Source organism: Bradyrhizobium sp. 521_C7_N1_3 (genome assembly GCF_052075975.1).
In the GTDB taxonomy this organism is placed as follows: Bacteria; Pseudomonadota; Alphaproteobacteria; order Rhizobiales; family Xanthobacteraceae; genus Bradyrhizobium; species Bradyrhizobium japonicum.
In genome coordinates, this window is sequence record NZ_CP197232.1 from 8,408,106 (window position 1) to 8,433,769 (window position 25,664).

At 64.0% G+C, this 25,664-nt stretch carries 25 protein-coding genes and 1 pseudogene; 11 read left to right on the plus strand and 15 right to left on the minus strand.

Features of this window, described 5'->3' with window-relative positions; translation table 11 throughout:
- Position 1: 1 nt before the first annotated feature.
- Positions 2-796 carry an IclR family transcriptional regulator gene (locus AB7008_RS39535; RefSeq protein ID WP_253572372.1) on the plus strand — a complete coding sequence of 265 codons (795 nt, stop codon included), beginning with the start codon at positions 2-4 and terminating at the stop codon, positions 794-796.
- Between the two features lie 223 nt (positions 797-1,019).
- On the opposite strand, the gene AB7008_RS39540 is transcribed toward AB7008_RS39535, so the two are convergent.
- From AB7008_RS39540 to AB7008_RS39585, 10 genes and pseudogenes are all read right to left on the minus strand, one after another.
- Positions 1,020-1,799: an SDR family NAD(P)-dependent oxidoreductase gene (locus AB7008_RS39540; protein ID WP_038934859.1), complete on the minus strand. Its 780-nt coding sequence runs from the start codon at positions 1,797-1,799 to the stop codon at positions 1,020-1,022.
- A gap of 57 nt (positions 1,800-1,856) precedes the next feature.
- Positions 1,857-2,447: a thiamine pyrophosphate-dependent enzyme gene (locus AB7008_RS39545; RefSeq protein WP_028160707.1), complete on the minus strand. Its 591-nt coding sequence runs from the start codon at positions 2,445-2,447 to the stop codon at positions 1,857-1,859.
- Positions 2,447-2,989 (minus strand): thiamine pyrophosphate-binding protein, encoded by a 543-nt coding sequence (locus AB7008_RS39550; protein WP_028160708.1) that lies wholly within the window; start codon positions 2,987-2,989, stop codon positions 2,447-2,449. The genes AB7008_RS39545 and AB7008_RS39550 overlap by 1 nt, the downstream gene beginning before the upstream one ends.
- Positions 2,990-3,345: 356 nt before the next feature.
- Positions 3,346-4,050, minus strand: coding sequence for a GntR family transcriptional regulator (locus AB7008_RS39555; protein WP_014492735.1), 705 nt, complete (start codon positions 4,048-4,050; stop codon positions 3,346-3,348).
- 108 nt (positions 4,051-4,158) lie between these two features.
- On the minus strand, positions 4,159-4,902 hold the full coding sequence (locus AB7008_RS39560; protein ID WP_441260559.1) for an aspartate/glutamate racemase family protein: 744 nt from the start codon (positions 4,900-4,902) through the stop codon (positions 4,159-4,161).
- A 9-nt stretch (positions 4,903-4,911) separates the two neighbouring features.
- A complete protein-coding gene (locus AB7008_RS39565; RefSeq protein ID WP_441260560.1) occupies positions 4,912-6,177 on the minus strand; it encodes an NAD(P)/FAD-dependent oxidoreductase in 1,266 nt (421 codons plus the stop codon).
- Between the two features lie 3 nt (positions 6,178-6,180).
- Complete coding sequence (locus AB7008_RS39570; RefSeq protein ID WP_441260561.1) at positions 6,181-7,842, minus strand: thiamine pyrophosphate-binding protein; 1,662 nt, start codon at positions 7,840-7,842, stop codon at positions 6,181-6,183.
- Positions 7,839-9,066: pseudogene (locus AB7008_RS39575) on the minus strand (pyridoxal phosphate-dependent aminotransferase). Before AB7008_RS39575 ends, AB7008_RS39570 begins: the two are co-directional and overlap by 4 nt.
- Before the next feature lie 9 nt (positions 9,067-9,075).
- Entirely contained in the window at positions 9,076-9,429 is a 354-nt protein-coding gene (locus AB7008_RS39580) for a RidA family protein (RefSeq protein ID WP_248879668.1), read from the minus strand.
- Between the two features lie 15 nt (positions 9,430-9,444).
- A complete protein-coding gene (locus tag AB7008_RS39585) occupies positions 9,445-10,362 on the minus strand; it encodes an NAD(P)-dependent oxidoreductase (protein ID WP_028160715.1) in 918 nt (305 codons plus the stop codon).
- Between the two features lie 239 nt (positions 10,363-10,601).
- Here AB7008_RS39585 and AB7008_RS39590 point away from each other — a divergent pair, with 239 nt between their 5' ends.
- The 8 genes from AB7008_RS39590 (at position 10,602) to AB7008_RS39625 (ending at position 17,700) form a co-directional block, all read left to right on the plus strand.
- Positions 10,602-11,438 (plus strand): transporter substrate-binding domain-containing protein, encoded by an 837-nt coding sequence (locus AB7008_RS39590; protein WP_038956985.1) that lies wholly within the window; start codon positions 10,602-10,604, stop codon positions 11,436-11,438.
- A gap of 6 nt (positions 11,439-11,444) precedes the next feature.
- Entirely contained in the window at positions 11,445-12,107 is a 663-nt protein-coding gene (locus AB7008_RS39595; protein WP_014492727.1) for an amino acid ABC transporter permease, read from the plus strand.
- Positions 12,104-12,862 (plus strand): amino acid ABC transporter ATP-binding protein, encoded by a 759-nt coding sequence (locus tag AB7008_RS39600; protein WP_264621447.1) that lies wholly within the window; start codon positions 12,104-12,106, stop codon positions 12,860-12,862. The genes AB7008_RS39595 and AB7008_RS39600 overlap by 4 nt, the downstream gene beginning before the upstream one ends.
- A 169-nt stretch (positions 12,863-13,031) precedes the next feature.
- On the plus strand, positions 13,032-13,460 hold the full coding sequence (locus AB7008_RS39605) for a universal stress protein (RefSeq protein WP_028160717.1): 429 nt from the start codon (positions 13,032-13,034) through the stop codon (positions 13,458-13,460).
- Positions 13,461-13,535: 75 nt separating this feature from the next.
- On the plus strand, positions 13,536-13,988 hold the full coding sequence (locus tag AB7008_RS39610; protein ID WP_038956983.1) for a universal stress protein: 453 nt from the start codon (positions 13,536-13,538) through the stop codon (positions 13,986-13,988).
- A 358-nt stretch (positions 13,989-14,346) separates the two neighbouring features.
- Positions 14,347-14,808: a (2Fe-2S)-binding protein gene (locus AB7008_RS39615; protein WP_264621448.1), complete on the plus strand. Its 462-nt coding sequence runs from the start codon at positions 14,347-14,349 to the stop codon at positions 14,806-14,808.
- 1 nt (position 14,809) lies between these two features.
- Positions 14,810-17,059 carry a xanthine dehydrogenase family protein molybdopterin-binding subunit gene (locus tag AB7008_RS39620; protein WP_304491230.1) on the plus strand — a complete coding sequence of 750 codons (2,250 nt, stop codon included), beginning with the start codon at positions 14,810-14,812 and terminating at the stop codon, positions 17,057-17,059.
- An 8-nt stretch (positions 17,060-17,067) separates the two neighbouring features.
- Positions 17,068-17,700, plus strand: coding sequence for a hypothetical protein (locus AB7008_RS39625; protein ID WP_304491231.1), 633 nt, complete (start codon positions 17,068-17,070; stop codon positions 17,698-17,700).
- Between the two features lie 57 nt (positions 17,701-17,757).
- On the opposite strand, the gene AB7008_RS39630 is transcribed toward AB7008_RS39625, so the two are convergent.
- The 4 genes from AB7008_RS39630 to AB7008_RS39645 form a co-directional block, all read right to left on the minus strand.
- Positions 17,758-18,456: a metallophosphoesterase family protein gene (locus AB7008_RS39630; protein ID WP_304491232.1), complete on the minus strand. Its 699-nt coding sequence runs from the start codon at positions 18,454-18,456 to the stop codon at positions 17,758-17,760.
- Positions 18,457-18,500: 44 nt separating this feature from the next.
- Complete coding sequence (locus AB7008_RS39635) at positions 18,501-19,418, minus strand: hypothetical protein (protein ID WP_304491233.1); 918 nt, start codon at positions 19,416-19,418, stop codon at positions 18,501-18,503.
- A gap of 41 nt (positions 19,419-19,459) precedes the next feature.
- Positions 19,460-20,725: an MBL fold metallo-hydrolase gene (locus tag AB7008_RS39640; protein WP_028160723.1), complete on the minus strand. Its 1,266-nt coding sequence runs from the start codon at positions 20,723-20,725 to the stop codon at positions 19,460-19,462.
- Between the two features lie 253 nt (positions 20,726-20,978).
- Positions 20,979-21,725, minus strand: a complete 747-nt coding sequence (locus AB7008_RS39645) for a metallophosphoesterase family protein (protein ID WP_441260562.1) — start codon at positions 21,723-21,725, stop codon at positions 20,979-20,981.
- A gap of 262 nt (positions 21,726-21,987) precedes the next feature.
- On the opposite strand from AB7008_RS39645, the gene AB7008_RS39650 reads away from it, so the two are divergent.
- Positions 21,988-23,685 carry a GMC family oxidoreductase gene (locus AB7008_RS39650; protein WP_041953516.1) on the plus strand — a complete coding sequence of 566 codons (1,698 nt, stop codon included), beginning with the start codon at positions 21,988-21,990 and terminating at the stop codon, positions 23,683-23,685.
- 33 nt (positions 23,686-23,718) lie between these two features.
- The gene (locus tag AB7008_RS39655) at positions 23,719-24,180 is read left to right on the plus strand and encodes an N-acetyltransferase family protein (protein WP_441260563.1); all 462 of its coding nucleotides are present in this window, start codon (positions 23,719-23,721) and stop codon (positions 24,178-24,180) included.
- Here AB7008_RS39655 and AB7008_RS39660 read toward each other — a convergent pair.
- A complete protein-coding gene (locus tag AB7008_RS39660) occupies positions 24,149-25,648 on the minus strand; it encodes a carboxylesterase family protein (RefSeq protein ID WP_441260564.1) in 1,500 nt (499 codons plus the stop codon). The genes AB7008_RS39655 and AB7008_RS39660 overlap by 32 nt on opposite strands.
- Positions 25,649-25,664 lie beyond the last annotated feature (16 nt).

Here is a 25,664-nt window from a genome sequence, read left to right on the forward strand (position 1 = left end):
CATGAAGAGAGAAAGCCGCGGCATCCAGTCGATTGAGGTCGGCGGCGAATTGCTTCGCGCGCTCGCGAGATGCGGCGAACCGATGATGCTGCGCGATCTCGCGCGCGAGGCCGGCATGACGCCGGCCAAGGCGCATCCCTATCTCGCCAGCTTCTCCCGCATCGGGCTGATCGAGCAGGACGAGACCACCGGCCGCTACGAGATCGGCGCGCTGGCGCTGGAGCTCGGCCTGATCAGCCTGCGCCGGCTCTCCGGCGTGCGGATCGCGCAGCCCAAAATCGCGGCGCTCGCAAGCCAGATCGGGCACGCGGTCTCGCTGGCAGTCTGGGGCACGCATGGCCCGACTGTGGTGCAGCTGGAGGAGCCCGGCCAACCCATGCACATCGTGATGCGCGCCGGCTCGGTGATGGCGCTGCTGGAGACCGCCACCGGCCGCGCCTTTGCCGCCTTCCTGCCGGAGAAGACCATCAACGCCGCGCTCGAGAGCGGCCTCGACCGTCATGGCGTCGGCTACAATCCGAAGCGCGCGGTGAAAGGCGCGAAGGTCGCCGAGATGCTCACGGAGGTCCGCAAGCACGGCCTCGCCCGCGCGCTCGGCGATCCCCTGCCCGGCGTCAACGCATTCTCGGCACCGGTGTTCGACCATTCCGGCCATGTCGCGCTGGTGATCACCGCGATGGGACCGGAAGGCACTTTTGATGCGCGCTGGGACAGCCCGATCGCCCATGCCCTGCGCGACTGCGCCGGCGGCATCTCGAAGCGGCTGGGTTATGGGATGACGATCGCGGCGGAGTGAGAGCCTCGCAGCCCGACACAACAACCGCCGTCATGCCCCGCGACCCGGCTACGCCAAGGCTTCGCCGGGGATGCGGTCTAGGGGCGCCGAAGCTTTAGCGTAGGCGGCAAGCGGAGCATCCAGTACGCCGCGGCCTATCGGCTCTATCACATCCGTCTCGGCGTACTGGATCGCCCGGTCAAGCCGGGCGATGACAGCGAGTGTGGGGGCTACCTTCCGCCCCCTACTTCTCCTTCACCGGCACCGTGTAGTTCAGGATCAACCGCCCGCCATCGGGATAGATCGTCTGCCCGGTGATATAAGACGCGTCATCGCTCGCAAGGAACGCCACGACGGAGGCGACTTCGCTCGGCTCACCGCCACGGCCAGCCGGCGTGCGTGACATCACGGTCTTGCGGGCGTCCTCCGAGGTGTAGATGGACGATGCCACCATGTCGGTCAAAATCGTGCCCGGCCCGACCGCCACGACGCGGATGTTGTGCGGGGCCAGCGCGACGGCGGCGACCGAGGTGAGCTGCTTCATTCCGCCCTTGGAGATGGCGTAGGTCGCAAGCGTCGGGATCGCCAGCAGCGCGTTCACCGAGGACATGTTGATGATGACCCCGCCGCCGCCCTGCGCGATCATCTGCTTGGCTGCGGCCTGCACGCCGAAGAACGCGCCCTTCAGGTTGATGCCGATGATTTCGTCGAATTCCTCTTCGGAAATCTCCAGGATGTCGCGGTTGCGGGCGACGCCGGCATTGTTGACCATGATGTCGAGCCGGCCGAATTCCCTGACCGCGGTCGCCACCGCGCGATCGACATCCGCACGCCGCGCGACGTGACATGGCACGGCATACAATTCCTTGGGCTTGCCCAGCTCGTTGACCGTCTTCTCGAGCTCATCCGTATCGACGTCCGAGATGACGACCTTGACGCCATCGTCGAGGAATCGCTTTGCGCACGCCTTGCCGATGCCGCGCGCCGCGCCGGTGATGACGGCGACCTTGCCGGATAGTTTCATGGGTCTCACTCCAGGATAGCTGCTTGGGCAGCGAGCTATCCCGGAGAGGACCCCGGTTCAAGCCGCCGCGAAACCGAGATGAGCACGGAACCGGTTCTTGATAAAGACGGCATCGCGCGAGGGCAGCGAACGCGGCGGATTTTCAGCCAGAACCTTGATGACAAAAAGCCGCGGTCCATCGGACGGCCCGGCGATCTCTGCGGCGAGGCGCTGCACCTCCTCGAGCGTCCGCACGGTTCCGGTCGCGGCAAAGCCGCAGGCGGCGGCAATCGCCGTGAGATCGACGCCGCGCCCGGTGTGGCTCGCCTGCATCCCGGTCTCGCCAAAATGCTGGTTGTCGATCACGACGATGTCGAGATTGCGCGGGCGCGCGACGCCGATGGTGGCGATGCCGCCGAGCCCCATCAACTGCTCGCCATCGCCCGTCAAGGCGAGGACGCGCTTGCCCGGCTGCGCCTGCGCGAGCCCAAGACCGATCAGCGCGGCGCCGCCCATCGCGCCCCAGAGATAGAAATTGCCGTCGTGATCCCCCACGGAATGCAGGTCGTAGGTGGGCGAGCCGAGCCCGGAGACGACCAGCGTGTCCTTGCGGTCCTTCAGGAGCGCGGCGACAGCGGCGCGACGATCGAGTTGAGCTTGCATTGGCATCACCACTTCTTCTTGCCGATCAGGCGTTGCCCGATCAGAACCGCGATCTGCTGATCGGACTCGTAGGCGAGCGATGCCGCCGCTTCGACGGTCTCGACCAGATCTTCCGGCGTCTCCGCGCGCATCACTTTCAGGCCGATCGCTTCCAGCGACGGCTGCGTCGCCCGGCTCATCGGCACCTGCCACGGATTGAACTCCGCCCATTCGCCGCGCATCGTCACCAGCATCAGCAGCGGAAATCGCCCGATCGCCGACAGCGACAGCATGTTGATGCAATTGCCGACGCCGCTCGACTGCATCAGCAGCACGCTGCGCTGCCCGCCGAGCCAGGCGCCTGCGGCGATGGCGATGCCCTCCTCTTCCGTCGTCAGCACGTTGGTGGTGACATCGCGGTCGGCCGAGAACATGCGGATCAGCTGGCCGTGGCCGGCATCCGGGACGTACGACATCTGCCTGACGTCGGCGGCCTTGAGGATGCGATAGAGCTCGGACGGCCAGTCATCGCTGCTGCGCGCTTCGGGATTGGGCTGGGGGCTGTGCACCGCGTGTCTCCATGAATTTCGAGCGACACGCTAGCGATTATTCCGTGCGACGGCTCTGACCGTCTGGCACGAGCAGATATCGAGGAATTATATAGCTACGGAATCGCGCGATGCGCATGGCTGCGCCCTCTCCCCTCGTGGGAGAGGGTAGCACCGCGGGTTGACGCAAACTCACTGGGGTGAGGGGTCTGTCTCTACACACTCATGTGCACTTGCATTCGCCGAAAGATACCCCTCATCCGGCGCCATAGCCGAAGCTTTGCTTCGGCGTTCTCAAGAGCGGCGGCCGAAGGCCGCCTATGCCACCTTCTCCCACAAGGGGAGAAGGGAAGGACACCGTCACCGGGGCTGGCTACTCAATTCGCCGCGGACCTCGCCGCAGCCGGCATGTAGATCTGCGCGTAGCCTTCCTTGATCGCGGAGGTGATGCGGTCGAGGCGGCGGTCGATGTGCTTCTCCAGCACCGAGACGCAGGCCTCCTCGTCGCGCGCCTTCAATCCTTCGACGACCGCGCGGTGCTCGGCCTGGGTGTTGGAGCGGTTGATGCGGTCCATGTCGATCCAGCGCACGAAGCGGATTCGGGCGTTGACGTTGCGCAGCACGCGCAGCATCTCGGCGTTGTTCGACATCCCCATCAGCCGCTCGTGAAAGGTCTCGTCGAGTTCGACCAGCTCCACCGACGAACGCTCGCCGGGATCGGGACCGGTGGCTTCGAGGAATTTCAGGAGCGCGTCGATGTCCTCGTCCCTGGCGCGCTTGATGGCGAGGCGGATCGAGGCAACCTCGATCGACTTGCGCAGCTCGTAAAGATCGAAGATCTCGTGCGCGTCGAGCTCGCGGCAGAAGAAGCCCTTGCCCGGCGTGAAGCGCAGGAAGCCTTCGGTGTTGAGACGGTTGAGCGCTTCGCGCAGCGGCGTGCGGCTGACGCCGAGGCGCTTTGCCAGTTCGCCCTCGTTGAGCCGTTCGCCCGGCTTGAACTCATAACTCACGGCCATCGCCTTGAGCTGTTCATAGACGCGATCGACGATACTATCGGAAGCCAGTTCCACGTTGCTCTTCATCAGCTGCATTCATGCCCGAACACAGCCCAATATACCGGGGCTGCATGGACGATTGCAATCCAAACAGCTGCCTAGCACATCTTGTGCAGAGCTTTGCGACAGCCGGACTCAGGCAAACGCGCGTGGGCGCAGTCCAGCATGAAACCAGGTGATCATGGAATAGATGTCGTAGACCGGAAGTCCAACTTCGGCCTGCAAAGCTGCCGCATAAGGCGGCATGTTGGTGCATTCGAGCACGATGGCGCCGACATCCGGATTTTTCGCCACCAGCTCCTTGCCCGCCTCGACCACGTCACGCTCGGCCTGGGCCACATCCATGTCGTCCTTCTCGGCCTTGATCAGGACGCGAAAGAATTCCTTGCCGTGTTCGGTGCCGACCAGTGGCGTATCGAGCGGCACGCCGGCGCCTTCGAGATGGGCCGGCGTCAAGGTCGAGCCTGACACCGTGACGAGGCCGACACGCTTGCCCGGCGGCAAGGTCGCCTGCACCCACGGCACCTGCATCAGCGACGAGGTCGCAACGGGAACGCCGACGGCGGCTGCGATCTCCTTCTGAAACAGCGAGAGGAAGCCGCAATTGGTGCTGATGGCTTCCGCGCCCAACCGGACCAGGTCCTTCGCCGCATCGATGAAGTCCGGCAGCAGGCCGGCGGCGCCCTTGAGCACCACCTTCTCCGGCGACGCGCCGCTCACCACGCGATAGAGCACGGGGAACGGCCAGGTCGTGCCGTTGCCCATGTCGCCGGGAATGCGGGGAAAGCGCGCTTCCAGCATCAAGATGCCGAGCGGCGCGCCATAGATGGCCTTGCCGCCGCGGGCGATGCGAGAGGACGAGTTGGCTGGATAGGTCATGGTGCGTTCTCAGAGGAAGCGAGTGGGCGCGAACGGCGCGAGCGGAATCTCCGGCTGCTTGCCGCTCAGGAGCTGCGCGACGAGACGGCCGGTGCGGGCCGATCCGACCAGGCCGACATGGCCATGGCCGAAGGCGTAGACGATGTCGCGCGAGGCGCGCGCATGGCCGATGCAGGGCAGGCCATCGGGCATGCTCGGCCGATGACCGAACCAGGTCTTGATGCGCGAGGGCGGAATGTCCTTCGGCAGCTTCGGGAACATGCTGAAGAGGTTGTTGCGCAGGATCTCGGCGCGCTTCCAGTTCGGCGCGGCCTCAAGGCCGGCGATCTCGACCGTGCCGGCGGCGCGCAGGCCCTTATCGGTCCAGTTCACCACCATGCTGGCGTCGGACGCCATCATCGAGCTGCGCGGACCCGATTCCGGGTTCTCGATCATGACGTGATAACCACGCTCGGTCTCGAGCGGCAAGGGATCGCCGATCGATGCGGTGAGCTGCTTTGACCGCGCGCCGGCGGAGACCACCGCGGCATCGCAAGCAATCTCACCGGTTTCGGTGAGAACGGCAACGAGCTTGTTGCCTGAAAGCTTCAGACCGGTCGCCCTGGCATGAACAAGCTTGGCACCGCTCGCGAGTGCATGCTGGGCCAGCGCCGCAACGTAAGCGCCGGGATCGCGGCAGCGGCCGGCTTCCTCCACCACCACGCCAAACGTGTAGCGCGGATGCAGATCCGGCTCGCGCTGACGCATCTCGTCGGCGTTGAGCTCCAGCCATTCGACGCCGACCTTCTTGCGCAGACGCCAGCCGAGATTGCTGTCGAAATTGCCGCGCGACGGGAATACGTGCATCACGCCGTTGCGCTCGACCAACTCAGGCACGCCCGCTTCTTCCGCGAGCTTCTTGTGCAGCAGCGGCGCGTCCTTCAGCAGATCGCGCAGCGCAAACGCCGTCTTCTCGACCCGTGCCTCGGTCCAGCCCGACAGCAAATACTTGATCAGCCAGGGCAGCGCCTTGGGCAAGTAAGACCAGCGGATCGCCAGCGGGCCGAGCGGGTCCATCAGATAACCCGGCACCTTCTTCCAGAGGCCCGGCTCGGCCGGCGGAATCACCGAATGCGAGGAGAGCCAGCCGGCATTGCCATAGCTCGCCGCCTGTTCGCCACCGGGCTCGCCCGCGTCGATCAGCGTGACGCGATGACCCTCGCGTAGCGCCTCGATGGCGCTGATCACGCCGATCGCGCCGGCTCCGATGATGGCGACGTGGCGGCTTTCCGACATCGCTTAGGCCTTCACTGCGGGCGTAAAGTCCTTGCCGACCGAGATCGCCCTGGGATCGATGATGCAATGGAGGATCGAGGGCTTGCCCGAAGCCAGCGCGCGCTCGAACGCCGGCGCGAACTCTTCGGTCCGCTCGACGCGCTCGCCATGGCCGCCGAACGCCTTGGCGTACATCGCGAAGTCAGGGTTCTTGAGCTGGGTTCCGACCACCCGACCGGGATAGTCACGCTCCTGGTGCATGCGGATGGTACCGTATTGCGAATTGTCGACGACGATGACCACGAGCGGCGCATCGTACTGCACGGCGGTCGCGAATTCCTGGCCGTTCATCAGGAAGCAGCCATCACCGGCAAAGGCGACGACGACGCGATCCGGAAATTGTCGTTTTGCGAGCACCGCCGCCGGCACGCCATAGCCCATCGAGCCCGAGGTCGGCGCGAGCTGGGCGGCAAAGCTGTGGAAGCGGTGATGACGGTGGATCCAGCCGGCGTAATTGCCGGCGCCGTTGCAGACGATCGCGTCCTTCGGCAGGCGGTCGCGCAGCCAGGTCATGACCTGTCCGTACTGAAATGTGCCCGGCAGCTCACGCGCCTTGTCGGTCCAGGCGAGGTAATCGGCATGCGCTTTGGCGGCCTCGCCCTTCCAGGCAACGGCGCCAGCGGGCTTCAGCGTCTCGACGGCGGCCGCGAACGCGGCAGGCGCCGCCTGGATCGCGAGCTCAGGCTGGTAGACGCGACCGAGCTCTTCCGAGCCCGGATGCACGTGGATCAGCTTCTGCTTCGGCGTCGGGATATCGAACAGAGTGTAGGACGAGGACGGCATCTCCGACATGCGGCCGCCGATAAGGAGAATGACGTCGGCGTTGTCGATGCGCGCCTTCAGGCCTGGGCTCGGCCCGATGCCGAGATCGCCGGCATAATGCGAATGATCGGCGTCGATCAGCGAGGCACGGCGGAACGAGGTCGCGACCGGCAGGTCGAACCGCTCGGCAAAGCGCGCGATGCTCTTGGTCGCCTCATCCGTCCAGCGCGAGCCGCCGAGGATGACGAGCGGCGCCTTGGCACTCGCCAGCATCGCACTGACCTGCTCGATGTCAGCGGGCGCGGGCCAACTCACCGCCGGCTCGATGCGCATGGCGTCGGCAACGGCCGCGGTCTCGGTCAGCATGTTCTCCGGCAGCGCGATCACCACGGGACCCGGGCGGCCCTGCATCGCGACGCGGAAGGCGCGCGCGACCAGCTCCGGAATGCGGTCGGGGCGATCGATCTCGACGGCCCACTTGGCCATGGTGCCGAACACCGCCTTGTAGTCGAGCTCCTGGAACGCCTCGCGCTCGCGCATGCCGGTGTCGACCTGTCCGACGAACAGGATCATCGGCGTCGAATCCTGCATCGCGATGTGGACGCCGTGGCTGGCATTGGTGGCGCCGGGGCCGCGGGTGACGAAGCAGATTCCGGGACGGCCGGTGAGCTTGCCATAGGCTTCCGCCATCATCGCAGCCCCGCCTTCGGCACGGCAGATCACGACGTCGATCGGGCTGTCATGCAGCGCATCGAGCGCCGCGAGGTAGCTCTCGCCCGGCACGCAGGTGACGCGCTCGACGCCTTGGGCGACGAGCTGATCGATCAGGATCTGGCCCCCGGTGCGGGTGTTGCGAATGGTCATGACAGCTCCCTGCAGGCTTTGGCGATGCGCATCACGGCCTCGCGCAAGTTTTGTTCCGAGGTGGCGTAGGACAGGCGGAAATAAGGTGCAAGGCCGAAACAGCTGCCCGGCACCACAGCCACGTCATGCCTCTCCAGCAGGAAGCGGCAGAACGCCGCGTCGCTGTCGATGAGGGTGCCATCGGGCGTGCGGCGGCCGATCAGGCCGGCGCAGCCTGGCATAGGTGTAGAACGCCCCCTCCGGCCGGCGGCAAGTGACGCCGTCGATGGCGTTAAGCGCATCGACCACGATGTCGCGGCGGCGCTGGAACGCGGCACGGCGTTCGATCAGCACGTCCTGCGGGCCGGTCAGCGCGGCGATCGCAGCGGCCTGGCTCACCGAGGAGGGATTGGTCGTGCTCTGGCTCTGCACCACCGCCATCGCTGCGATCAATTCGCGCGGACCGCCGCCATAGCCAACGCGCCAGCCGGTCATGGCGTAGGCCTTGGAAACACCATTCACGGTCAGCGTGCGTGATTTCAGGCTCGGCTCGAGCGCCGCTGCGGTCACGAACGGCATGCCGTCATAAATCAGGTGCTCGTAGATATCGTCCGCCATCAACCAGACATGCGGATGGCGCTTCAGCACATCCAGGATCGGGCGAAGCTGCGACGCTGAATAAGCGGCGCCCGTCGGATTGGACGGCGAGTTCAAGAGCAGCCAGCGCGTCTTCGGCGTGATCGCGCGTTCGAGATCGGCGGCGTCGAGGCGAAAGCCGTTCTCCTCGCGGCAGAGCACGTCGACCGGTGTGCCGTCGGCGATCCGCACCATGTCGGCATAGCTGGTCCAATAGGGCGCGGCGAGGATCACCTCGTCGCCGGGGCTTAAGCTCGCCATGAAGGCGTTGTGGATCACCTGCTTGGCGCCGGCGCCTGCGGTGATCTCGTCGGCGGCATAGACGAGATCGTTCTCGCGGCGGAATTTCTCGGCGATCGCCGCCTTCAATTCCACCGTGCCGTCGAGGATGGTGTATTTGGTCTGGCCGGCGCGGATGGCGCGCATCGCCGCGTCCTTGGCATGATCAGGCGTATCGAAGTCCGGCTCGCCGGCGCCCAGCACGATCACCGGCCGCCCCTCGCGCTTGAGCCGCTGCGCGACCGCGCCGATCTTCAAGATCTCGGAGACGCCGATCGCGCTGATGCGCTGGGCGGGACGGAAGGTCGATGCGGGCACCTGGACAGTCACGGCCGAGCCTCAACTGCGCGCGGCGATCGCGATCACCTCGATACGGAAGGCGGGATCGGCGAGTTCGACCTTGCCGCAGGCGCGGCTCGGCGTGTTGCCGGGCACGACCCAGGCATCATAGACCGCGTTCATGGCGTCGAAATCGTCCATGGTCTTGAGCCAGACCTGCACGCTGAGGAGGCGGGACTTGTCGGTGCCGGCGCGTGCCAGCATGTCGTCGACCTTCGCCAGCGCCTCTTTCGTTTGCTGGGTGATATCGGCGGTCTTGGTGTCCGCCACCTGACCTGCCAGGAAAACGAGATCGCCGAACACGGAAGCGCGGCTGCGGCGGGCGTTCTGGTCGATGCGGGTGATGTCCGACATGGGATGTCCTTAACTTTACTTGCCGGTGGCGATGATGCGGCGGCAGTGGTCGAGCGCAGCACCAATGAGGTTGTCGCTCGCCTCGGGCGTGCGGAACGCCGAATGCGCCGACAGCGTCACGTTCGGCAGCTTGGTCACGGGATGACCGGCGGGAAGCGGCTCGACGGTGAAGACGTCGAGGCCGGCATGGGCGATGTGGCCGGAGCGCAGCGCATCCAGCATTGCGTCTTCATCGACCACAGCGCCGCGCGCTGTATTGATCAGAATGCTGCCGGGGCGCATCTGCGCGATGCGCTCGCGCGACAGGAAGCCCTTGGTCTCGTCGTTGAGCAAGAGATGCAGCGAGACGACGTGGCTCTCGGCGAGCAGCTTCTCCAGCGAGACGAACTCGACGCCGGGATGGGTCTTCGGCGTCCTGTTCCAGGCAATCACCTTCATACCGCAGCCCGCCGCCATACGCGCGGCTTCCGCCGCGATGCCGCCGAAGCCGATCAGGCCGAGCGTCTTGCCGGTGAGCTGCATCGCGTCACGGCGCAGCCAGTTGCCCTCGCGCATGCCGCGGTCCATCTCGCCAAAATTTCGCGCAGACGCCCACATCAGCGCGATCGCGCATTCGGCAACGGCCGTATCGCCATAACCCTTGATGGTGTGGACGGAGATGCCGCGCTCAGCGAGCTCTTCCGGATTCATGTAGCTGCGCGCGCCGGTGCCGAGGAAGACGACGTGCTTCAGCTTCGCGCACTTCTCGGCAATCGCTGATGGCACCGCCGTGTGGTCGACGATCATGATCTCGGCATCGCCGAGCAGGCCGGGCAGATCGTCGGGCTTGATCGAGGGATTGCGGTTGATGCTGACCGGCAGCTTCTGCGAGGCCAGCAGCTTGTCGGTCACCGCCGCCAGGGTCTCGTTCGCATCGACGAATAGGGCGCGCACAGGCCTCTCCTTCAGTTCACTTACGTATTGCGTTCAGTCTTGTATTCAGACTTAAATGCAATTTACAACCCCTGCCCATCAGGAATTTTGCGCAATCCTGCCAAGATATTGGGCTCATTTCTGCCTTGCCGCCCAAATGGTCAGCAACTTGAAATACCGTATTGCATTTTATCCTGAATACAGAAATAGTCCAGAGGCCGGACACACGATCCGACCCAGATTGCAGGGAGACAGAGACCATGAATCGCAGGGATGCTCTCACCACCGTCGCGCTGGCAGGCGCAGCGATCGCCGCTGCAAGCGGCCCGGCCAAGGCCGATGCACCGGCCTCCACGCTCGACCGCATCAAGAAGAATGGCGTGCTGCGCGTCGCCGTCATCGTCGGCCAGGAGCCGTATTTCCATAAGGACCTCGCCACCAACGAATGGTCGGGCGCCTGCATCGACATGGCCAAGGACATCGCCGGCAAGTTGGGGGCCAAGCTCGAGACGCTGGAATCGACCTGGGGCAACCAGATCCTCGACCTCCAGGCCGACAAGGTTGACCTCGCCTTCGCCGTGAACCCGACGCCGGAACGCGCGCTCGTCATCGACTTCTCGACCCCGATCCTGGTGCACTCCTTCACCGTCATCACCAAGAAGGGCTTCGCCAAGCCGCAGACCTGGGCCGAGCTCAACAAGCCCGAGGTCAAGATCGCCGTCGACATCGGCTCGACCCATGAGACCATCGCGCGCCGCTACTGCCCGAAGGCGACGATCCTCGGCTTCAAGAACCGCGACGAGGCGATCCTTGCCGTTGCGACCGGACGTGCCGACTGCAACGTCTCGCTGGCGGTGCTTTCGGTCTCGACGCTGAAGAAGAACCCGAATCTCGGCGATCTCGCCATTCCCCGCCCGCTGCTGACGCTGCCGACCAACATGGGCATCCGCGCCGAGAGCGACCGCCGCTACAAGGATTTCCTCAGCGCCTGGGCCGATTACAACCGCTCGATGGGCCAGACCCGCGAATGGATGCTGAAAGGCTTCGAGGCCGTCGGCCTCACCGCCGACGATCTTCCGGCCGAAGTGCAGTTCTGATCGGCCATGTATGTCTGGGACTTCGCGGCGCTCAAGCCGTATTGGGGCCTGATCTGGCAAGGGCTCCTGGTCACCGTGTATTACACGGTGACCACGGTGGTCGCGGGTCTCGCCATCGGACTGTTCGTCGGCATCCTGCGCACGACGGCACCGCGCTGGGTCACGGTGCCGCTGCGTCTCTATATCGAGGTGTTCCGCTGCACGCCGCTGCTGGTGCAGCTGATCTGGGTCTACTATGCCCTGCCCGTCCTGATCGGCGTCGACATGTCGCCGGCGATGGCCTGCTTCATCGCGCTGTCGCTCTATGCCGGCTCGTTCTACGCCGAAATCTTCCGCGGCGGCATCGAGGCCGTTGACACCGGCCAGTGGGAGGCCGGCCGCGCCATCGGCATGCGCCGCGGCAAGATCTTTCGCCGCATCGTGCTGCCGCAGGCCACGCAGGTGATGATCCCCTCCTTCATCAACCAGACCATCATGCAGCTCAAGAACACCTCGCTGGTGTCGGTGGTCGCGGTCGGCGACCTGCTTTACCAGGGCACTGTCATCACGGCGTCGAGCTACAAGCCGCTCGAGGTCTACACCACGATCGCCGTGCTCTATTTCGTCGTGCTGTTCCCGCTGACGCTGGTCGCTGACAGGGTCGAGCTGAAGATGGGAGCGCACCGATGAGTGCTCTGATCGCTGACAACATCCACAAGGCGTTCGGCGACCATGAGGTGCTCAAGGGTGTCTCGCTCTCGGTCGCCCGCGGCGAGGTCGTCACCTTGATCGGCGCCTCCGGCTCCGGCAAGTCCACCTTCCTGCGCTGTCTGAATCTCCTGGAAATGCCGCAGCAGGGCGAGCTTGCGATCGGCACGCATAGATTCGCCTTCGGCAAAGGCATGCGCGCCGCCGGCGATGCGCAGCTCGCACTGCTTCGGCGCAGCGTCGGCATGGTGTTCCAGCATTTCAATCTGTTCCCCCACATGTCCGTGCTCGCCAATGTCACCGAGGGCCCGGTGCAGGTGAAGGGCATGGCGCAGGCGGAGGCCAACGCGCTCGGCCGCGACCTGCTCGCCAAGGTCGGCCTCGCCGACAAGGCCGACGCCTTTCCGAGCCGCCTGTCCGGCGGCCAGAAGCAGCGCGTCGCGATCGCGCGTGCGCTCGCGATGAAACCGGACGTGATGCTGTTCGACGAGCCGACCTCGGCGCTCGATCCCGAACTCGTCGGCGAAGTCCTCTCCGTCATCCGCAGCCTTGCGAGCGAAGGCATGACCATGGTGCTGGTGACGCACGAGATGGCCTTCGCCGCCGACGTCTCCACCCGCGTCGGCTTCATGAACGACGGCATCATGGCCGAGATCGGCACGCCCGAGGAGACCATCCGCCAGCCCCGCAGCGAGCGGCTGAAAGCGTTCCTGAGCCGGTTCCACGAGACGCATTAGGGGCGCGTGACCCGCGGCAGTCAAACCCGCACGCAGATCCAGGCAGCGCCCGATCAGGCCAATTGCCGACATCTATAAAGATTGATCTATCTCAAGACTACATCCGAAAGGCGAGCCGACCTTACCTCCGCAAGACGGCGATACGTCCGGACAATTCGGGAGGTAAAGCATGTACACTCATATTCTCATTCCGACGGATGGATCCGAACTCGCGGAGCGCGGGGTGGCGCACGGAATGGCGCTGGCGAAATCTCTTGGAGCCACCGTATCCGTCATCTTCGTCGTGGAACCATTTTCCGAAGTGTCGAGCCGGTTCCTCGAAGCCGTCGTCGCTTATGTCGAGTTCCGCAAGCAGCAGGCCACGAGCGTGCTCGATCGCGTGGCAAATGAGGCCAAGACAGCCGGTATCTCCTGCCAAACGATTCAGGTGGAGAGCGGGCAACCCCATCAAGCCATCATCGCAGCAGCCGCGGATAAGGGATGCGATCTCATCGTCATGTCGTCGCACGGGCGCAGCGGAGTTTCCGCGCTTCTCATCGGCAGTGTGACGAGCAAGGTGCTGACGCACGCGAAGATACCCGTGCTGGTCTGCCCCTGAATATATAGGCCCGCATCGAGACCAGACCTGCGCGCCGCGAGATAGAGACATTGTCGCCGAGAAGGGAGTTCGCGAATGTACGCCCATATTCTCCTGAGCACGGACGGATCGGATGTCGCGCGAAACGGCCTCAAGCATGGAATTGCGTTGGCCAAGGCCCTAAAGGCGAGGGTGACAGTCATCGCCGTCACGGAATCGCTGCCGATCGACTACGGCAGCGGACATGCCTCAGGCTGGATACCCTCGCAGCAGGAAATTGATGCCTTCGACGCCGCCTCCAGGCAGCGCGCTGACAAATTCCTCGGTGAAGCCCGCGCCATGGCGGAGCAGGCCGGGATATCTGCAAAACTCCTGCATGTTCCAAATGCCCATCCGGCCACCACGATCATCGCAACGGCAAAGTCCGCGGGTTGCGACTTGATCGTCATGGGCTCTCACGGGCGCCGGGGTCTCAAGAAGCTATTCCTTGGAAGCCAAACATCGGAAGTCCTGGCGGACGGAAACGTACCCGTGCTGGTCGTGCACTGAGAAACACTGCACGTTGAAACGCTCGACAATCCGGATCTCGCAAGAAACATGGCCAGCCGCTGGCAGCGGCGCATGCTGCCCAACACTTGGGCACAACGGAGCAACAGGCGGCGAAGTCGATCCTGGTTCAGGCCGATATCCCTTCCGAAACAATTGATTGACATCAATCGCGCCAAAGGCGCGGCAAAAATACACACCATACTCTTCGTGCGAATTCGCAAATGCCGCGGGGGCGTCGTTTGACAGCATCGGCGCTTGCGCGGCACGCTGACCGCGCCGGTCCAAACCTCGACGACGCTCGCTGGAGCGTGCCTGTTCGACCTCACGTCCCGCGAGGACGCGCGAAAGGAACATCGACATGATCGAGCTCACGGTCAACGGGACCAAGCGCCAGGTCGACGTCGTTCCCGAGATGCCCCTGCTCTGGGTGCTCCGCGACGAGCTCGGTATCACCAGTCCGAAATATGGCTGCGGCGTCGCGCAATGCGGTGCCTGCACCGTCCAGATCGACGGAGCCGCCGTGCGATCCTGCCAGGCCCGCATCGGCGATCTCGCCGGCAGGTCGGTCGTCACGCTCGAAGGGCTGGACAACAGGGACCAGCATCCCGTTCTGCAGGCCTGGATCGAACATCAGGTTCCGCAATGCGGCTACTGCCAGACCGGCCAGATCATGCAGGCCATCTCGTTGCTTGGATTGATCGGCAAGCCGACGGACGAGGACATCAACGAGGTGATGTCCGGCAATTTGTGCCGTTGCGGTACCTACCCGCGCATCCGCACCGCGATCCATGCCGCAGCCGCAAAGATGGCGGGGAAGTGACATGGGACTCCAGGAGCTTTCCCGCCGCGCTTTCGTCTTCGGCTCCGCCGCCGTGGCCGGCGGCATCGCATTCGGCGCCTACAGCGACGCAGCGCAGGCCGCGACGGCCAGTGACAATCCACTGACCGCGGGGCTTGCGCCGAACGCCGTGACCTTCAATCCCTGGGTCGAGATCAGCCCCGAAAAAATCACGCTGATCGCCCAGCACGCCGATATCGGCCAGGGCGTCGGCTCGGTGCAACCGATCATGATCGCCGAAGAGATGGACCTCGATCCCGGCCAGTTCGAAGTCCGGTTTGCAGGCCCGAGCCCGGCGTACTTCAACACCGGCTTTGCCGACGAGTTCGCGCCGTTCGTGGCTGCGGACCAAAGTCCCGCCGCCGAAGAAGCGCGCGCCAAGACGCTCGAATGGCTTAGAGAGTCCGGCCTGCAGATGACCGGCGGGTCGAGCACGGTGCCGGACACCTATGAAAAGCTACGCGTTGCCGGCGCGGTCGCGCGCGAGACGCTGAAGGCCGCCGCTGCCAAGCGTTCGGGCGTCGCCGTGGCCGACCTGCGCACCCAATCAGGCCATGTGATCCTGCCCAACGGCACCAAGATCGCCTACGTCGATCTCTCTGTGGACGCCGCAAAGATTCCGCCGGTGCTCGATGCCAAGCCGCGCGATCCGTCGAAATGGCGCATGCTGGGCAAGCCGATGATGCGCCTCGACGTTCGCGCGAAGGTCATGGGCGAGCTGAAGTTCGGCATCGACCAGAAGATGGACGGCATGCTGTATGCCGCCGTCAAGCTGAACCCTGGCAAGGGCCAGCCCCTGAAGTCATACGACGCCAGCAAGGCGCGATCGATGCCGGGGGTCAAGAAGATCCTGGAAATCAAGAATGGCGTCGCGGTGATCGCCACGAACAGCTGGTACGCGATGAAGGCGGTCGACGCCGTCACGTGCGAGTGGGCGCCCTCGGCCTATCCTGCCGAGCAGGCGGATCATTGGAAGGTTCTTGAATCCTCGTTCAAGCCTGAATTCCTGGGCAAGGAGTGGCGGAAGATCGGCGATATCGAAGCCGGGCTGAAGACGGGCAAACTCGTCGAGGCCGAATATCGCGCGCCCTATGTGGGGCATCAGCCGCTCGAGCCGTTGAACGGGATCGGCCTCGTCACCGACACGGGGATGGAGATCTGGGTCGGCCATCAGAGCCCCCGTTTCGTGCAATATGTCGCGGCGACGGCGATCGGCCTCAAGCCGGAACAGGTCACCTTCCACAATCAGTGGACGGGTGGAAGCTTTGGCCACCGTCTCGAATACGAGAACGTCCGCGTTCTCGCCGAGATCGCCAATCAGATGAAGGGAACGCCGATCAAGCTGGTGTTCTCGCGCGAGGAGGATTTCCTCCAGGACATTCCGCGGCAGATTGCGATCGCCCGGCACCGAGGCAGCATCGACAAGAGCAAGATCGTCGCAGCCGATCTGCAACTGGCCTCGACTGCTCCGCTCAAGGGGCTGCTCGAGCGTTCGGGCACACCCTCGAAAGATCCCGACGGGCAATTGGCCGCCGGCCTGTGGAACGTCTATTACGACATCCCCAATTTCCGGGCCACGAGCTACGAGGCGCAGGGGCTTTCGCCGAGCACCACGTGGCGGTCGGTCGGCGCCTCGACATCGGGCTTCTTCACCGAAAGCTTCATCGACGAGCTGATCCATGCCGCGGGTCTCGATCCCATGAAGGCGCGCATCGCGATGTGCACCGTGCCGCATTATCGCAAGGTGCTGGAAACGGTCGCGGAGATGTCGGACTGGAAGGGACCGCTCGGAAACGGCAGGGGCCGCGGCGTCGCATTCGTTGAATCCTTCGGCACACCGACAGCCGAAGTCGTCGAAGTCACGAAGACGGAGCGAGGCATAAGGATCGACAAGGTCTGGGTCGCCGTCGACGTCGGCAAGGTGGTCGATCCCGTCAACTTCGAGAACCAGGTGCAGGGCGGCGTCATTTGGGGCCTCGGCCACGCCATCAATTGCGAGCTCACCTACGCCAAGGGCGCGGTGCAGCAGACCAACTACAATCATCACGAAGCGATGCGGATCTACCAATGCCCCGTGATCGAAGTTCGCGGGCTCGAGAACGATCCCAAGGTGAGAGGCGTCGGAGAGCCGCCTGTTCCGCCAGCCGCCCCCGCACTCGCCAACGCGATTTTCGCCGCGACCGGGCAGCGCATCCGCGAAATGCCGTTCAACAAGTTCATCGATTTCGTGTGAGGCGAGCCATGAAGAGTTCTCTCATTGCGCTCGCTTTCGCTGCCTCGACAATTGCGGCTCTCACCGGGATTGTCGCGGCCAAGGACGAAGCGAACAAGGACGCTTTGCCGCCGGGCAGCGTCAGCCGCACCGAAGGTCTGGAGGCCTGGAAGCGGATTGAAGCCGTGGTGGCCCATCCGCGCTGTGCCAACTGCCACGTCGACGCCAAGGCCATACCGATCTGGACACCGGCAGGCGAAACCAGGCCGCGCGTGCACGGCATGAACATCCACGGCGGCGACAGCCGCATCGGGGCCGAGAAGGTCGCCTGCTCGACCTGTCACATGACCTCCACCCAGGCGAACGACCCGGCGCCGTCACCGCCGCGTGCCGGCATCGACTGGCAGCTGGCGCCAGTCGAGTTCATCTGGTTCGGCAAAAGTGGCGCCGAGATCTGTACGCAGCTGAAGGACCCCAAGCGCAATGGCGGCCGCGACGCCGTGGGCCTGCTGGCGCATTTGCGGCACGACGCATCCCTGAACGGCTTCATCCCGCGCGGATGGGCGCCCGGAGCCGGCCGCACGACCCCGCCGGGCACCTTCGAGGACCACGTCAAGGACATGGCCCTGTGGGGCGCTGCCGGACAACCGTGTCCGAACTGACGGCTTCGTTGTTGTCGTGGACCAGGCGCGAATGCCCCTGCTCCGTGGACGCCTCGGCTACAGTCGGACAATATCGCCCATGCTCGTGGCGAACATCACCGGCCTGCGCCGGCGGCTGGAAAATGCCGCTGCTGACAGCGGGCCGCCAAAGCATGCGCCGGTGTCCAGGTTCAATCGATTGGCCCGCAGATCGGGGCGACCGGATGCCAACGGCGTGTGCCCGTGCACGACGAGTGGCCCGTGATCGTCGGCGGACGAGAGGAACGGCTCCCTGATCCAGAGCAGATCCTCCTGCGACTGAAGAGACAGCGGAACGCCGGGCCGGATACCGGCATGGACGAACAGGCGATGCCGGTCCGAGTGCATCAACGGAAGCTGCCGAAGCCATGCCAGGTGCTCAGCAGGCAGATCGCAGGCGTCATCGACCCCGTAACTCTCGAGGGTCCGCTCGCCCCCATTTCCCCACCAGTTCATCAGATCGCGATCCGAACGATCTCGGCTCGCAGCTCTGATCAACATCTCTTCATGATTGCCGCGCAGGCAGATGAAACGACGCTCCTGATCCGACTGTCGCCGCATCAGGAACTGCACAACCCGACGACTGTCGGGTCCCCTGTCGACGTAATCGCCGACGAAGACAAACCGGGCGTCCTCTTCCGCACAAGCAAGGTCGCACACGGCAAGGAGCGTGAGCAGCTCGTCGAAGCACCCGTGAATATCGCCGATGGCGATGTCAATGACTGTGCCAGTGTTCACTCCACGCGCTTGCGGCTTGATCGGATGCGGAACCGCAGCATCAGCTAACTCGCAAGCTGCTGCAGCAACCCCTTGAACTCACCTAGGTCGAGCATGCACGCATCATGCATTCCGTACCCGGCAAAGCTGGCATTGAAGAAACGAAGGTCGAAGTGCTCGGGCTCCTTGATCTCGTTGACGATGTTCAATAGCTTTTTGCTGCGCGGGTTGTGGTTCGCCAGGAGAAAGACCACTTCCGGCCGACCGGAAACGACGGCACGGCCATATTTCTTGTGCGGCGTGAAATCGACGAGCTCGAGCTTCATCAGCTGGTCGAATTGATCTTCGATCGTCTTGTTCAGACTTTCACACTTGACGGGATTGGCAAGGATCCGTTCAAGGTCTGTGATGTGCTTCGCGATGCCCGCCGCGCCATCATAAGATCCCGTGCCGTACTTCATCTCGATCAGCACCGGCTTGCATCGGGTCTCGTCCTTGCGCTGGCTGCTTGGCCATTTGAGACCGACCATGTCGAGCCTGGCCCCCTCGTCGCGGTCGGCAAATTCGATGTCCGTGATGAAGTACTCGGTGTCGTTCGATATCACCGACCTGTTGTTCTCCCACGCAGCAAGCTGCTGAAATTCGCGCTCGGATTTACGCTTGGCGGCAAAATGCGAATTCATTGCCTCCTTGAGTGCGGGCAGCGCCGCCACCCACTTGGAACAATCCCCCGGCGCTTGAACTGCGCCGAGGTTCGGACCGCCGGACTTCTCCTCAAGATAATTGGGGTCAAACTTCGCGGCGTACCCGTTGGCCTGTTCTGATATCAGCAGAATACTCCCGCCACGATAGTAGACATTGATGTAATGACCGCGAAGCGCGAGCATCAACGTATCGTCGCTTTGGATCTTTTTCGTAAGCTCGGATAGCAGTCCTCCGTTCTGCAGGTCTTTAATGAAGTTGCTGGAAATTGCGCTACCCATCTCTATCCCCCTTTGGTCTACGGTCTTGAGAAACGATTGCCTTAGACATCCCACCACTCGCCATCGTCTCGGCGCGTGACATTGTCGAAATAATCGGAGAACCGATCACCGTGGAATGTGTGGATGGGCACGAGCCGGTTCGGCTTGAGCGCGCTCGCCAGCCGTTTGAGGTCGGCAATGCTGGCGTGTCCCGACGTGTGGATGACTTCGAGCCGGATCCCGCGCTCCAGCAGCTCAGCCCTGAGTTTCGCACCGGGGCCGGCCTGCAGATATCCGTCCCATTGGGACCAGATCGCGCGCGCGTTATCCCATAGATTGCCCAAGTCGAGATCGCGCGCCATTGCGGGCCGAAACAGCATGACAGCCTTGTCGGCGATCTCTGCGATATGCTCGCGAAAGATGCGCGCCGACTTGTAGGGCTCGAGAAGATCGAACCGTTGGTTTCTGGCAATGTGCCGCCGCTGGTACTCCGGGACGTAAACGGACAGGTTGGGCCAACCGATATTGGGGAGATTCGGATTGCCGATCGCCCTCAGGATCTCCATCGCATAGAGGTCGAGCAGAAGCGTCCGTCCCGTCCGCTTGCAGGCGCGGTAGATGCTGACCAGCCGGTCGATGTTCTGCGCCGATGCCGAGATCAGGACGAATCCCGATTCACGGAATTGCTTCACCAGCCTGGCTTCGATTTCATCCTCGCTTTCGAAGCGACCGTACTCGGTCAAGCGCCCCAGGCTCGAGCCTTCCATCAGCATCGTATCGACGCGTTGGGGCGGCTTGCTCACCAACCGCTCGAACAACGCCGCTTTTCGACCGTGAGCCCGGATATCGCCGCTATAGAAGAGATGACGCCCCGAGGCCTCGATCGCGAGAGCGTAGGCGTCATAGGCCGAATGGTCGACCAGGAAAGGCGTGATGCGGAAGGGGCCGATCTGCAGGACGGTTCGGTCGCTGAGATGCTGCGAGACGCTCGGAATGAAGGAGTTGGGCACGAATGGCGCGGCAGCGCTTAAGATGCGTGCCGTTGCCGCCCCCATGACCACCGGAATTCCCGGCCTGCACATCGGCAGCAATCCCCAATGATCGCCATGGCCGTGCGAGATGACGATCGCGTTCAGGCGCCGATCTTCGCCACGAAGCCCTTCGACATAAGGCAGCAAACCGTCCGAGACTTCGGCCGCGTCGAGCGGCAAACCCAGATCCAGCAGGATCCCTTGGCCCTCCGCCTCCAGTTCGATGCAGGACCCGCCAATCTGTTGAGCGCCGCGGTGTATCCGCGCGCGGAAACCACCCGACGATTCACCTTGCATCCGGGAGTTCCTGTGGCCTAGCGAGGCGGCTTGAAATAAAACTGGCTCCCACCCCTGTCCTGCTGAACTGTGTCGAGCCGATCAAGGCCGTGTTCGGGAGAGCTCGGGTCGGAAATTCATGGGGGCAATAACTCCAAAATTAGCAGCTACACTACTATATTCATTGGAGAGCCCGAGAAATTGCGCCTTTAGGCGAAGAAAAGCGTGACGTTGCGCTCACGCAACAGTTGGCAATAACCCGCCTGACGCAAGCCTACCTGCCCCCTCCTTGCACCCAACCCGTCGCAATCGCGCTCGCCCAGCTGAGCATGCCCTTGGCTCGCGCCAGTGCAGCCATGGCCGCGGTGTCATAGGGCACGTAGCGGATCGTCGCGCACCAGCCTGCGCCGGCATGCTCCAGGATCGCGTAGCACGCATGCGGCGTACCGACCTCGACCACGTAGGGCACGGGCACTTTCCCGTCATAGCCGGGCAACCCGACGCTGCCGAGATTCACGACCAGCCGGCCATCCCTCAGGCGCACCACGCGCGGAATATGGGTGTGGGCGCACAGGATGATCTCGGCGTCGATCCCCTCGGCTTCAGCCTCGATCGCGTCGATGCCGCTCGGGCGCGGGCAGCCGTCGTCGGCGATGTGGTCGAGCCAGAAAGCTGCGTCATCTCTTGGCGATCCATGGCACAGGAACACCCGTCCCTCATACGTGAGCGTGGACGGCATGCTTGCCATCCAGTCGAAATGCTTGCGCGAGAGCTCACGGAAATCGCTGCGAGCGGAGCCGCCGGCCTGCCAGAGCTCGACGAGGATTCGGTCCTGATCGCCCCGTATCGACGGGAAGCCCCGCGCCATCAACAGGTCCGCGGTCCTGGCCGCCTCGAGTGGACCGCTGACATGGTCGCCGAGATTCACGACCTCCTCGATGCCGAGCATGGCAATGTCCGCAAGGACGGCTTCAAGTGCCGGACGATTCCCATGCACGTCCGCGATGGCAGCAAATCTCATTTGGCCCCTCCCATTCGGAATGGCCGATCGTTCTCGCTATGCGGGGGATGCAGGACTGGCTAGTCAATTTAGCTACGTCTCTTTAGCTGCATTTGTAGAAGCGCCCGCAAGCTGAGGATCAAATCGGCGCTGGCAGAACAATTACACGATCGTGGTTGCCAGGCAAGCGACGCAAGTTACGAACTGTCGCGCCAATGCCGACGTGACCTCGGGAAGATAACGCGCTACGTTTCCCGGGCAAGACCAAGAGGAAATGCCAATCGTGTACGACTTCATTATCGTCGGCGGCGGCTCGGCGGGGTCCGTGCTGGCCCACCGGCTCTCCGCAAAGAGCGCCAACAAGGTCCTGCTGTGCGAGGCCGGACAGGACACACCGCCCGGCAACGAGCCCGCCGAGATCAGGGACAGCTATCCGGGCACGGCCTATTTCGATCCCCGCTTCCATTGGACCGACCTCAAGGTCACGACCCAGATCGTCAGCCACAACAATCCGAACGAAGCGCGTCCTCCCTTGCGCAAATACGAGCAGGCGCGCGTGCTGGGCGGCGGCTCGTCGATCAACGGCCAGATGGCCAACCGCGGCGCACCGACCGACTACGATGAATGGGACGCGCGGGGCGCCGACGGATGGAGCTGGCACGACGTGCTGCCCTTCTTCAAGAAGGTCGAGCGCGACCTCGATTTCGACGGGCCGTACCACGGCAAGGACGGCCGAATTCCGGTACGCAGAATTCCACGTGAACACTGGACGCGGCATTCGCAGGCGTTCGCCGACGCCTTCCAGCAGGCCGGCCACCAGTTCGTGCCGGACCAGAACGGCGAGTTCGTCGACGGCTATTTTCCGGTAACGCATTCCAATCAGGCCGAGCAACGCGTCTCGGCCGCGATGGGCTATCTCGATCGTGACACGCGCAAGCGCGCCAATCTCACCGTCTCCACCAACACGCAGGTGAGAGAGCTGCTGTTCGAAGGCACGCAATGCGTCGGCGTAAAGGCGATGGTCGACGGACGGGAACAGGAATTCCGCGGCCGCGAGATCATCCTCTCCAGCGGCGCCATCCATTCGCCGGCGCATCTCCTGCGCGCCGGCATCGGCCCGGTCGGTCATCTCAAGGATATGGGCATTCCGGTCCTGATGGGGCTGGCAGGCGTCGGCCAGCGCCTGATGGATCATCCTTCGATCTCGCTGTCGTCCTTTGTCCGCCGCGGCGCGCGCATGAACGAGCACACCAGGCGCCACATGCAGCTTGGCCTGCGCTATTCATCCGGGCTGTCGGGCGTACCGAAGGGCGACATGTTCGTCGTCCTGCTCAGCAAATCGGCCTGGCACGCGGTCGGCGAACAGATCGGCTCGCTGCTGACCTTCGTCAACAAGACCTATTCCGAGACCGGACAGGTCAAGCTCGCCTCGCGCGATCCCGCCGCCGAGCCGATTGTCGAGTTCAATCTGCTGTCCGACCGCCGCGATCTCGATCGCCTGATGAGCGGCTTCCGCAAGATGGCGGCCGTGCAGATGAGCGACGTGGTGAAAGCGGTGACGGACAAGCCGTTTCCGGCCGCCTATACGGACAAGGTGCGCAAGATCGGCGTGGTCAATACCAAAAACAGGATCCTGACCAAGATCGCCGCGACCTTGATGGACGGGCCGGCGGCGCTGCGCCACTACTTGATCGACAATTTCGTCGTCGAAGGTTTCACCTTCGACCAGGTGATGAACGACGACGATGCACTGGAAGCCTTCGTCCGCAAGGCGACCATCGGGGTGTGGCACGCCTCGTGCTCATGCCGCATGGGCCGGGCCGACGATCCGATGGCCGTGGTCGATAATCAAGGCCGCGTCAAAGGCGTTCAGGGCCTGCGCGTCGTCGACGCCTCGATCTTCCCCGTGGTGCCATGCGCCAACACCAATTTTCCGGTGCTGATGTCGGCGGAGAAGATCGCTGCGGCGATGGTACAGTGAACGTTAGCGACTGCCGGGCGGGTGGAGGGATCAATGGATTGCACCATCTGCCCAGCGCGCGAAGAGGACAGCGGCGAAATCAGCGCCGTCATTCTGCGCGCACTGCGCGAGACAAATGCCAGGGATTACACAGGCGAGATCATCGAGCGGATCGAGCATAGCTTCAGCCCGACCGCCGTTCTGGAACTGATCCGTAAACGCACGGTCCTTGTTGCCGCCCTTGGCGACCGCGTCGTTGGAACGGCGAGCCTCGACGGAAGTGTCGTCCGCACCGTCTTCGTGGCTCCCGACGTTCAGGCCCAGGGGATCGGCAAGCTCCTGATGGCCGAGATTGAGCGTATCGCGCGCGAGCGAAACATCGCTTCGTTGACCGTCCCGTCTTCCGTCACCGCGGAATCCTTCTACGCGCGGCTCGGGTTCAAGGCCGTGCGCGACAGTTACTTTGGCGATGAGCGCACGATCATCATGGAGCGATCGCTCGATGCTGTTTCGTAGGTTCGGACTGCGCCAATAGCTCCGCCCACACGCGGAAGCGCGCGCCGTCATTGAGAGGCACAATATGGAATGGCTGGCCGAAGATTGCGAGCGGCTCGTTGCCAGGCGCGAACCGCGGCCAGGCCTGCTCGACATCAGGCACGCCAGTCGTGACAAAGCGTAGAAGGCTCGCCTGAAACCGCGCCGCGACGTCGATGTCGGCAGGCGTCATCGGCCCGCCCTTGCGCTTGAGGATCGGCCGGTCGATGAAATCAGGCAGATGCGCCCACAGGCAGGCATTGTCCGCGCCATGGGTTGGTCCCTGCGACAGGAACGGCTCCAGCGCCGGGCGATGATTGAACCGGCTCAACCACACCGCGCCGCCTGCCGCAGCATGACGCCGCGCGAGATCGGCCATGGGGCGATGCCAGAACGCATCCGACAGCAGCGCCTCGTACGGATCCTCGTCGAGGCGCGCGGTGGCGCGATAATAGGACAGCAGCCGACACCAGCCGGCATCGCCGAAAGCGGTGCGCACCTGGCGTTCGGTGGTACGGATCATCGCGGCCGGCGGCGCGCTCTTCAGGAACATCACCATCTCATCGCGGCAGGAGCCGAGCCAGAGCGGAATGTCGCGCAACGTTCCATCGGTGAAGACGTCGCGCGGCTCGCGCGGGATGACCGTGCCGTCGAGCACCGGACCGAACACGATGCCTGCGTCCGTCTCGTCCGCGAGCCTGCGTCCGACGCGCTCTACCGCTGCGAACAGCCTTGGCAGCGGCACGGTCGCAATCGCGCCGGGATCGCGCGCAAGCTCGAGCTCCTCGAGCACGTGGCGCGCGACATCGTCGGCGTGACCTGCACTCATGATGTCGCGCCCGGGCGCGCTCAGCGCGAGCGCACGGATAAACTTGCCTTTAGCCTGCGGCAGGGTTGCGAGGGCGATCACCATGGAGGCGCCGGCGGATTGTCCCGACAGCGTAATCGCATCCGGATCGCCGCCGAAGTTCGCGATGTTGGCACGAACCCAATCGAGCGCTGCGAGCGTATCCTGGAGCGCGAGGTTGTTGGCTTCGGTGAGGCCGTAACGATGCAGTTGCAGGAAGCCGAGCGGCCCGAGCCGGTAGTTGATGGTGACGATGACGGCCGGGCCGTGGGCGGCGAGGAAGGAGCCGTCATAGTCGGCGCCGCCGCCGGTGACGAAGGCACCGCCATGGATGAAGAACTTGACCGGCAGCGGGTGATCCGCCGCCGGCGCCCAGATGTTCAGGCTGAGACAGGATTCCTCATCAGCATGATCGAGATGGCCGGGCTGCGGCGCATAAGCGCCGTAGTCCGTGCATTGGCGCGGCTCCGTCCACGCGAGCGGCCGTGTCGCCTTGGCAAAACGCCGCGCGGTCGCAAACGGCACGCCCTTGAACGCGCGCAATCCGTTCTGCTCGGCGCCGATGATCGGCCCGCTGGTGGTCGAAACTGCGTTGGTCAACATGCGATCGCAATCCTGT

Excerpts from the sequence above, each read along its gene's own strand:
- AB7008_RS39565 (WP_441260560.1), bottom strand. The coding sequence starts at position 6,177 with ATGTCGGAAAGCCGCCACGTCGCCATCATCGGAGCCGGCGCGATCGGC.
- AB7008_RS39535 (WP_253572372.1), top strand. The coding sequence starts at position 2 with ATGAAGAGAGAAAGCCGCGGCATCCAGTCGATTGAGGTCGGCGGCGAA.
- AB7008_RS39660 (WP_441260564.1), bottom strand. The coding sequence starts at position 25,648 with ATGTTGACCAACGCAGTTTCGACCACCAGCGGGCCGATCATCGGCGCC.
- AB7008_RS39655 (WP_441260563.1), top strand. The coding sequence starts at position 23,719 with ATGGATTGCACCATCTGCCCAGCGCGCGAAGAGGACAGCGGCGAAATC.
- AB7008_RS39595 (WP_014492727.1), top strand. The coding sequence starts at position 11,445 with ATGTATGTCTGGGACTTCGCGGCGCTCAAGCCGTATTGGGGCCTGATC.
- AB7008_RS39605 (WP_028160717.1), top strand. The coding sequence starts at position 13,032 with ATGTACACTCATATTCTCATTCCGACGGATGGATCCGAACTCGCGGAG.
- AB7008_RS39620 (WP_304491230.1), top strand. The coding sequence starts at position 14,810 with ATGGGACTCCAGGAGCTTTCCCGCCGCGCTTTCGTCTTCGGCTCCGCC.
- AB7008_RS39545 (WP_028160707.1), bottom strand. The coding sequence starts at position 2,447 with ATGCCAATGCAAGCTCAACTCGATCGTCGCGCCGCTGTCGCCGCGCTC.
- AB7008_RS39560 (WP_441260559.1), bottom strand. The coding sequence starts at position 4,902 with ATGACCTATCCAGCCAACTCGTCCTCTCGCATCGCCCGCGGCGGCAAG.
- AB7008_RS39570 (WP_441260561.1), bottom strand. The coding sequence starts at position 7,842 with ATGACCATTCGCAACACCCGCACCGGGGGCCAGATCCTGATCGATCAG.
- AB7008_RS39600 (WP_264621447.1), top strand. The coding sequence starts at position 12,104 with ATGAGTGCTCTGATCGCTGACAACATCCACAAGGCGTTCGGCGACCAT.
- AB7008_RS39590 (WP_038956985.1), top strand. The coding sequence starts at position 10,602 with ATGAATCGCAGGGATGCTCTCACCACCGTCGCGCTGGCAGGCGCAGCG.
- AB7008_RS39635 (WP_304491233.1), bottom strand. The coding sequence starts at position 19,418 with ATGGGTAGCGCAATTTCCAGCAACTTCATTAAAGACCTGCAGAACGGA.
- AB7008_RS39540 (WP_038934859.1), bottom strand. The coding sequence starts at position 1,799 with ATGAAACTATCCGGCAAGGTCGCCGTCATCACCGGCGCGGCGCGCGGC.
- AB7008_RS39555 (WP_014492735.1), bottom strand. The coding sequence starts at position 4,050 with ATGAAGAGCAACGTGGAACTGGCTTCCGATAGTATCGTCGATCGCGTC.
- AB7008_RS39615 (WP_264621448.1), top strand. The coding sequence starts at position 14,347 with ATGATCGAGCTCACGGTCAACGGGACCAAGCGCCAGGTCGACGTCGTT.
- AB7008_RS39610 (WP_038956983.1), top strand. The coding sequence starts at position 13,536 with ATGTACGCCCATATTCTCCTGAGCACGGACGGATCGGATGTCGCGCGA.
- AB7008_RS39625 (WP_304491231.1), top strand. The coding sequence starts at position 17,068 with ATGAAGAGTTCTCTCATTGCGCTCGCTTTCGCTGCCTCGACAATTGCG.
- AB7008_RS39640 (WP_028160723.1), bottom strand. The coding sequence starts at position 20,725 with ATGCAAGGTGAATCGTCGGGTGGTTTCCGCGCGCGGATACACCGCGGC.
- AB7008_RS39645 (WP_441260562.1), bottom strand. The coding sequence starts at position 21,725 with ATGAGATTTGCTGCCATCGCGGACGTGCATGGGAATCGTCCGGCACTT.
- AB7008_RS39580 (WP_248879668.1), bottom strand. The coding sequence starts at position 9,429 with ATGTCGGACATCACCCGCATCGACCAGAACGCCCGCCGCAGCCGCGCT.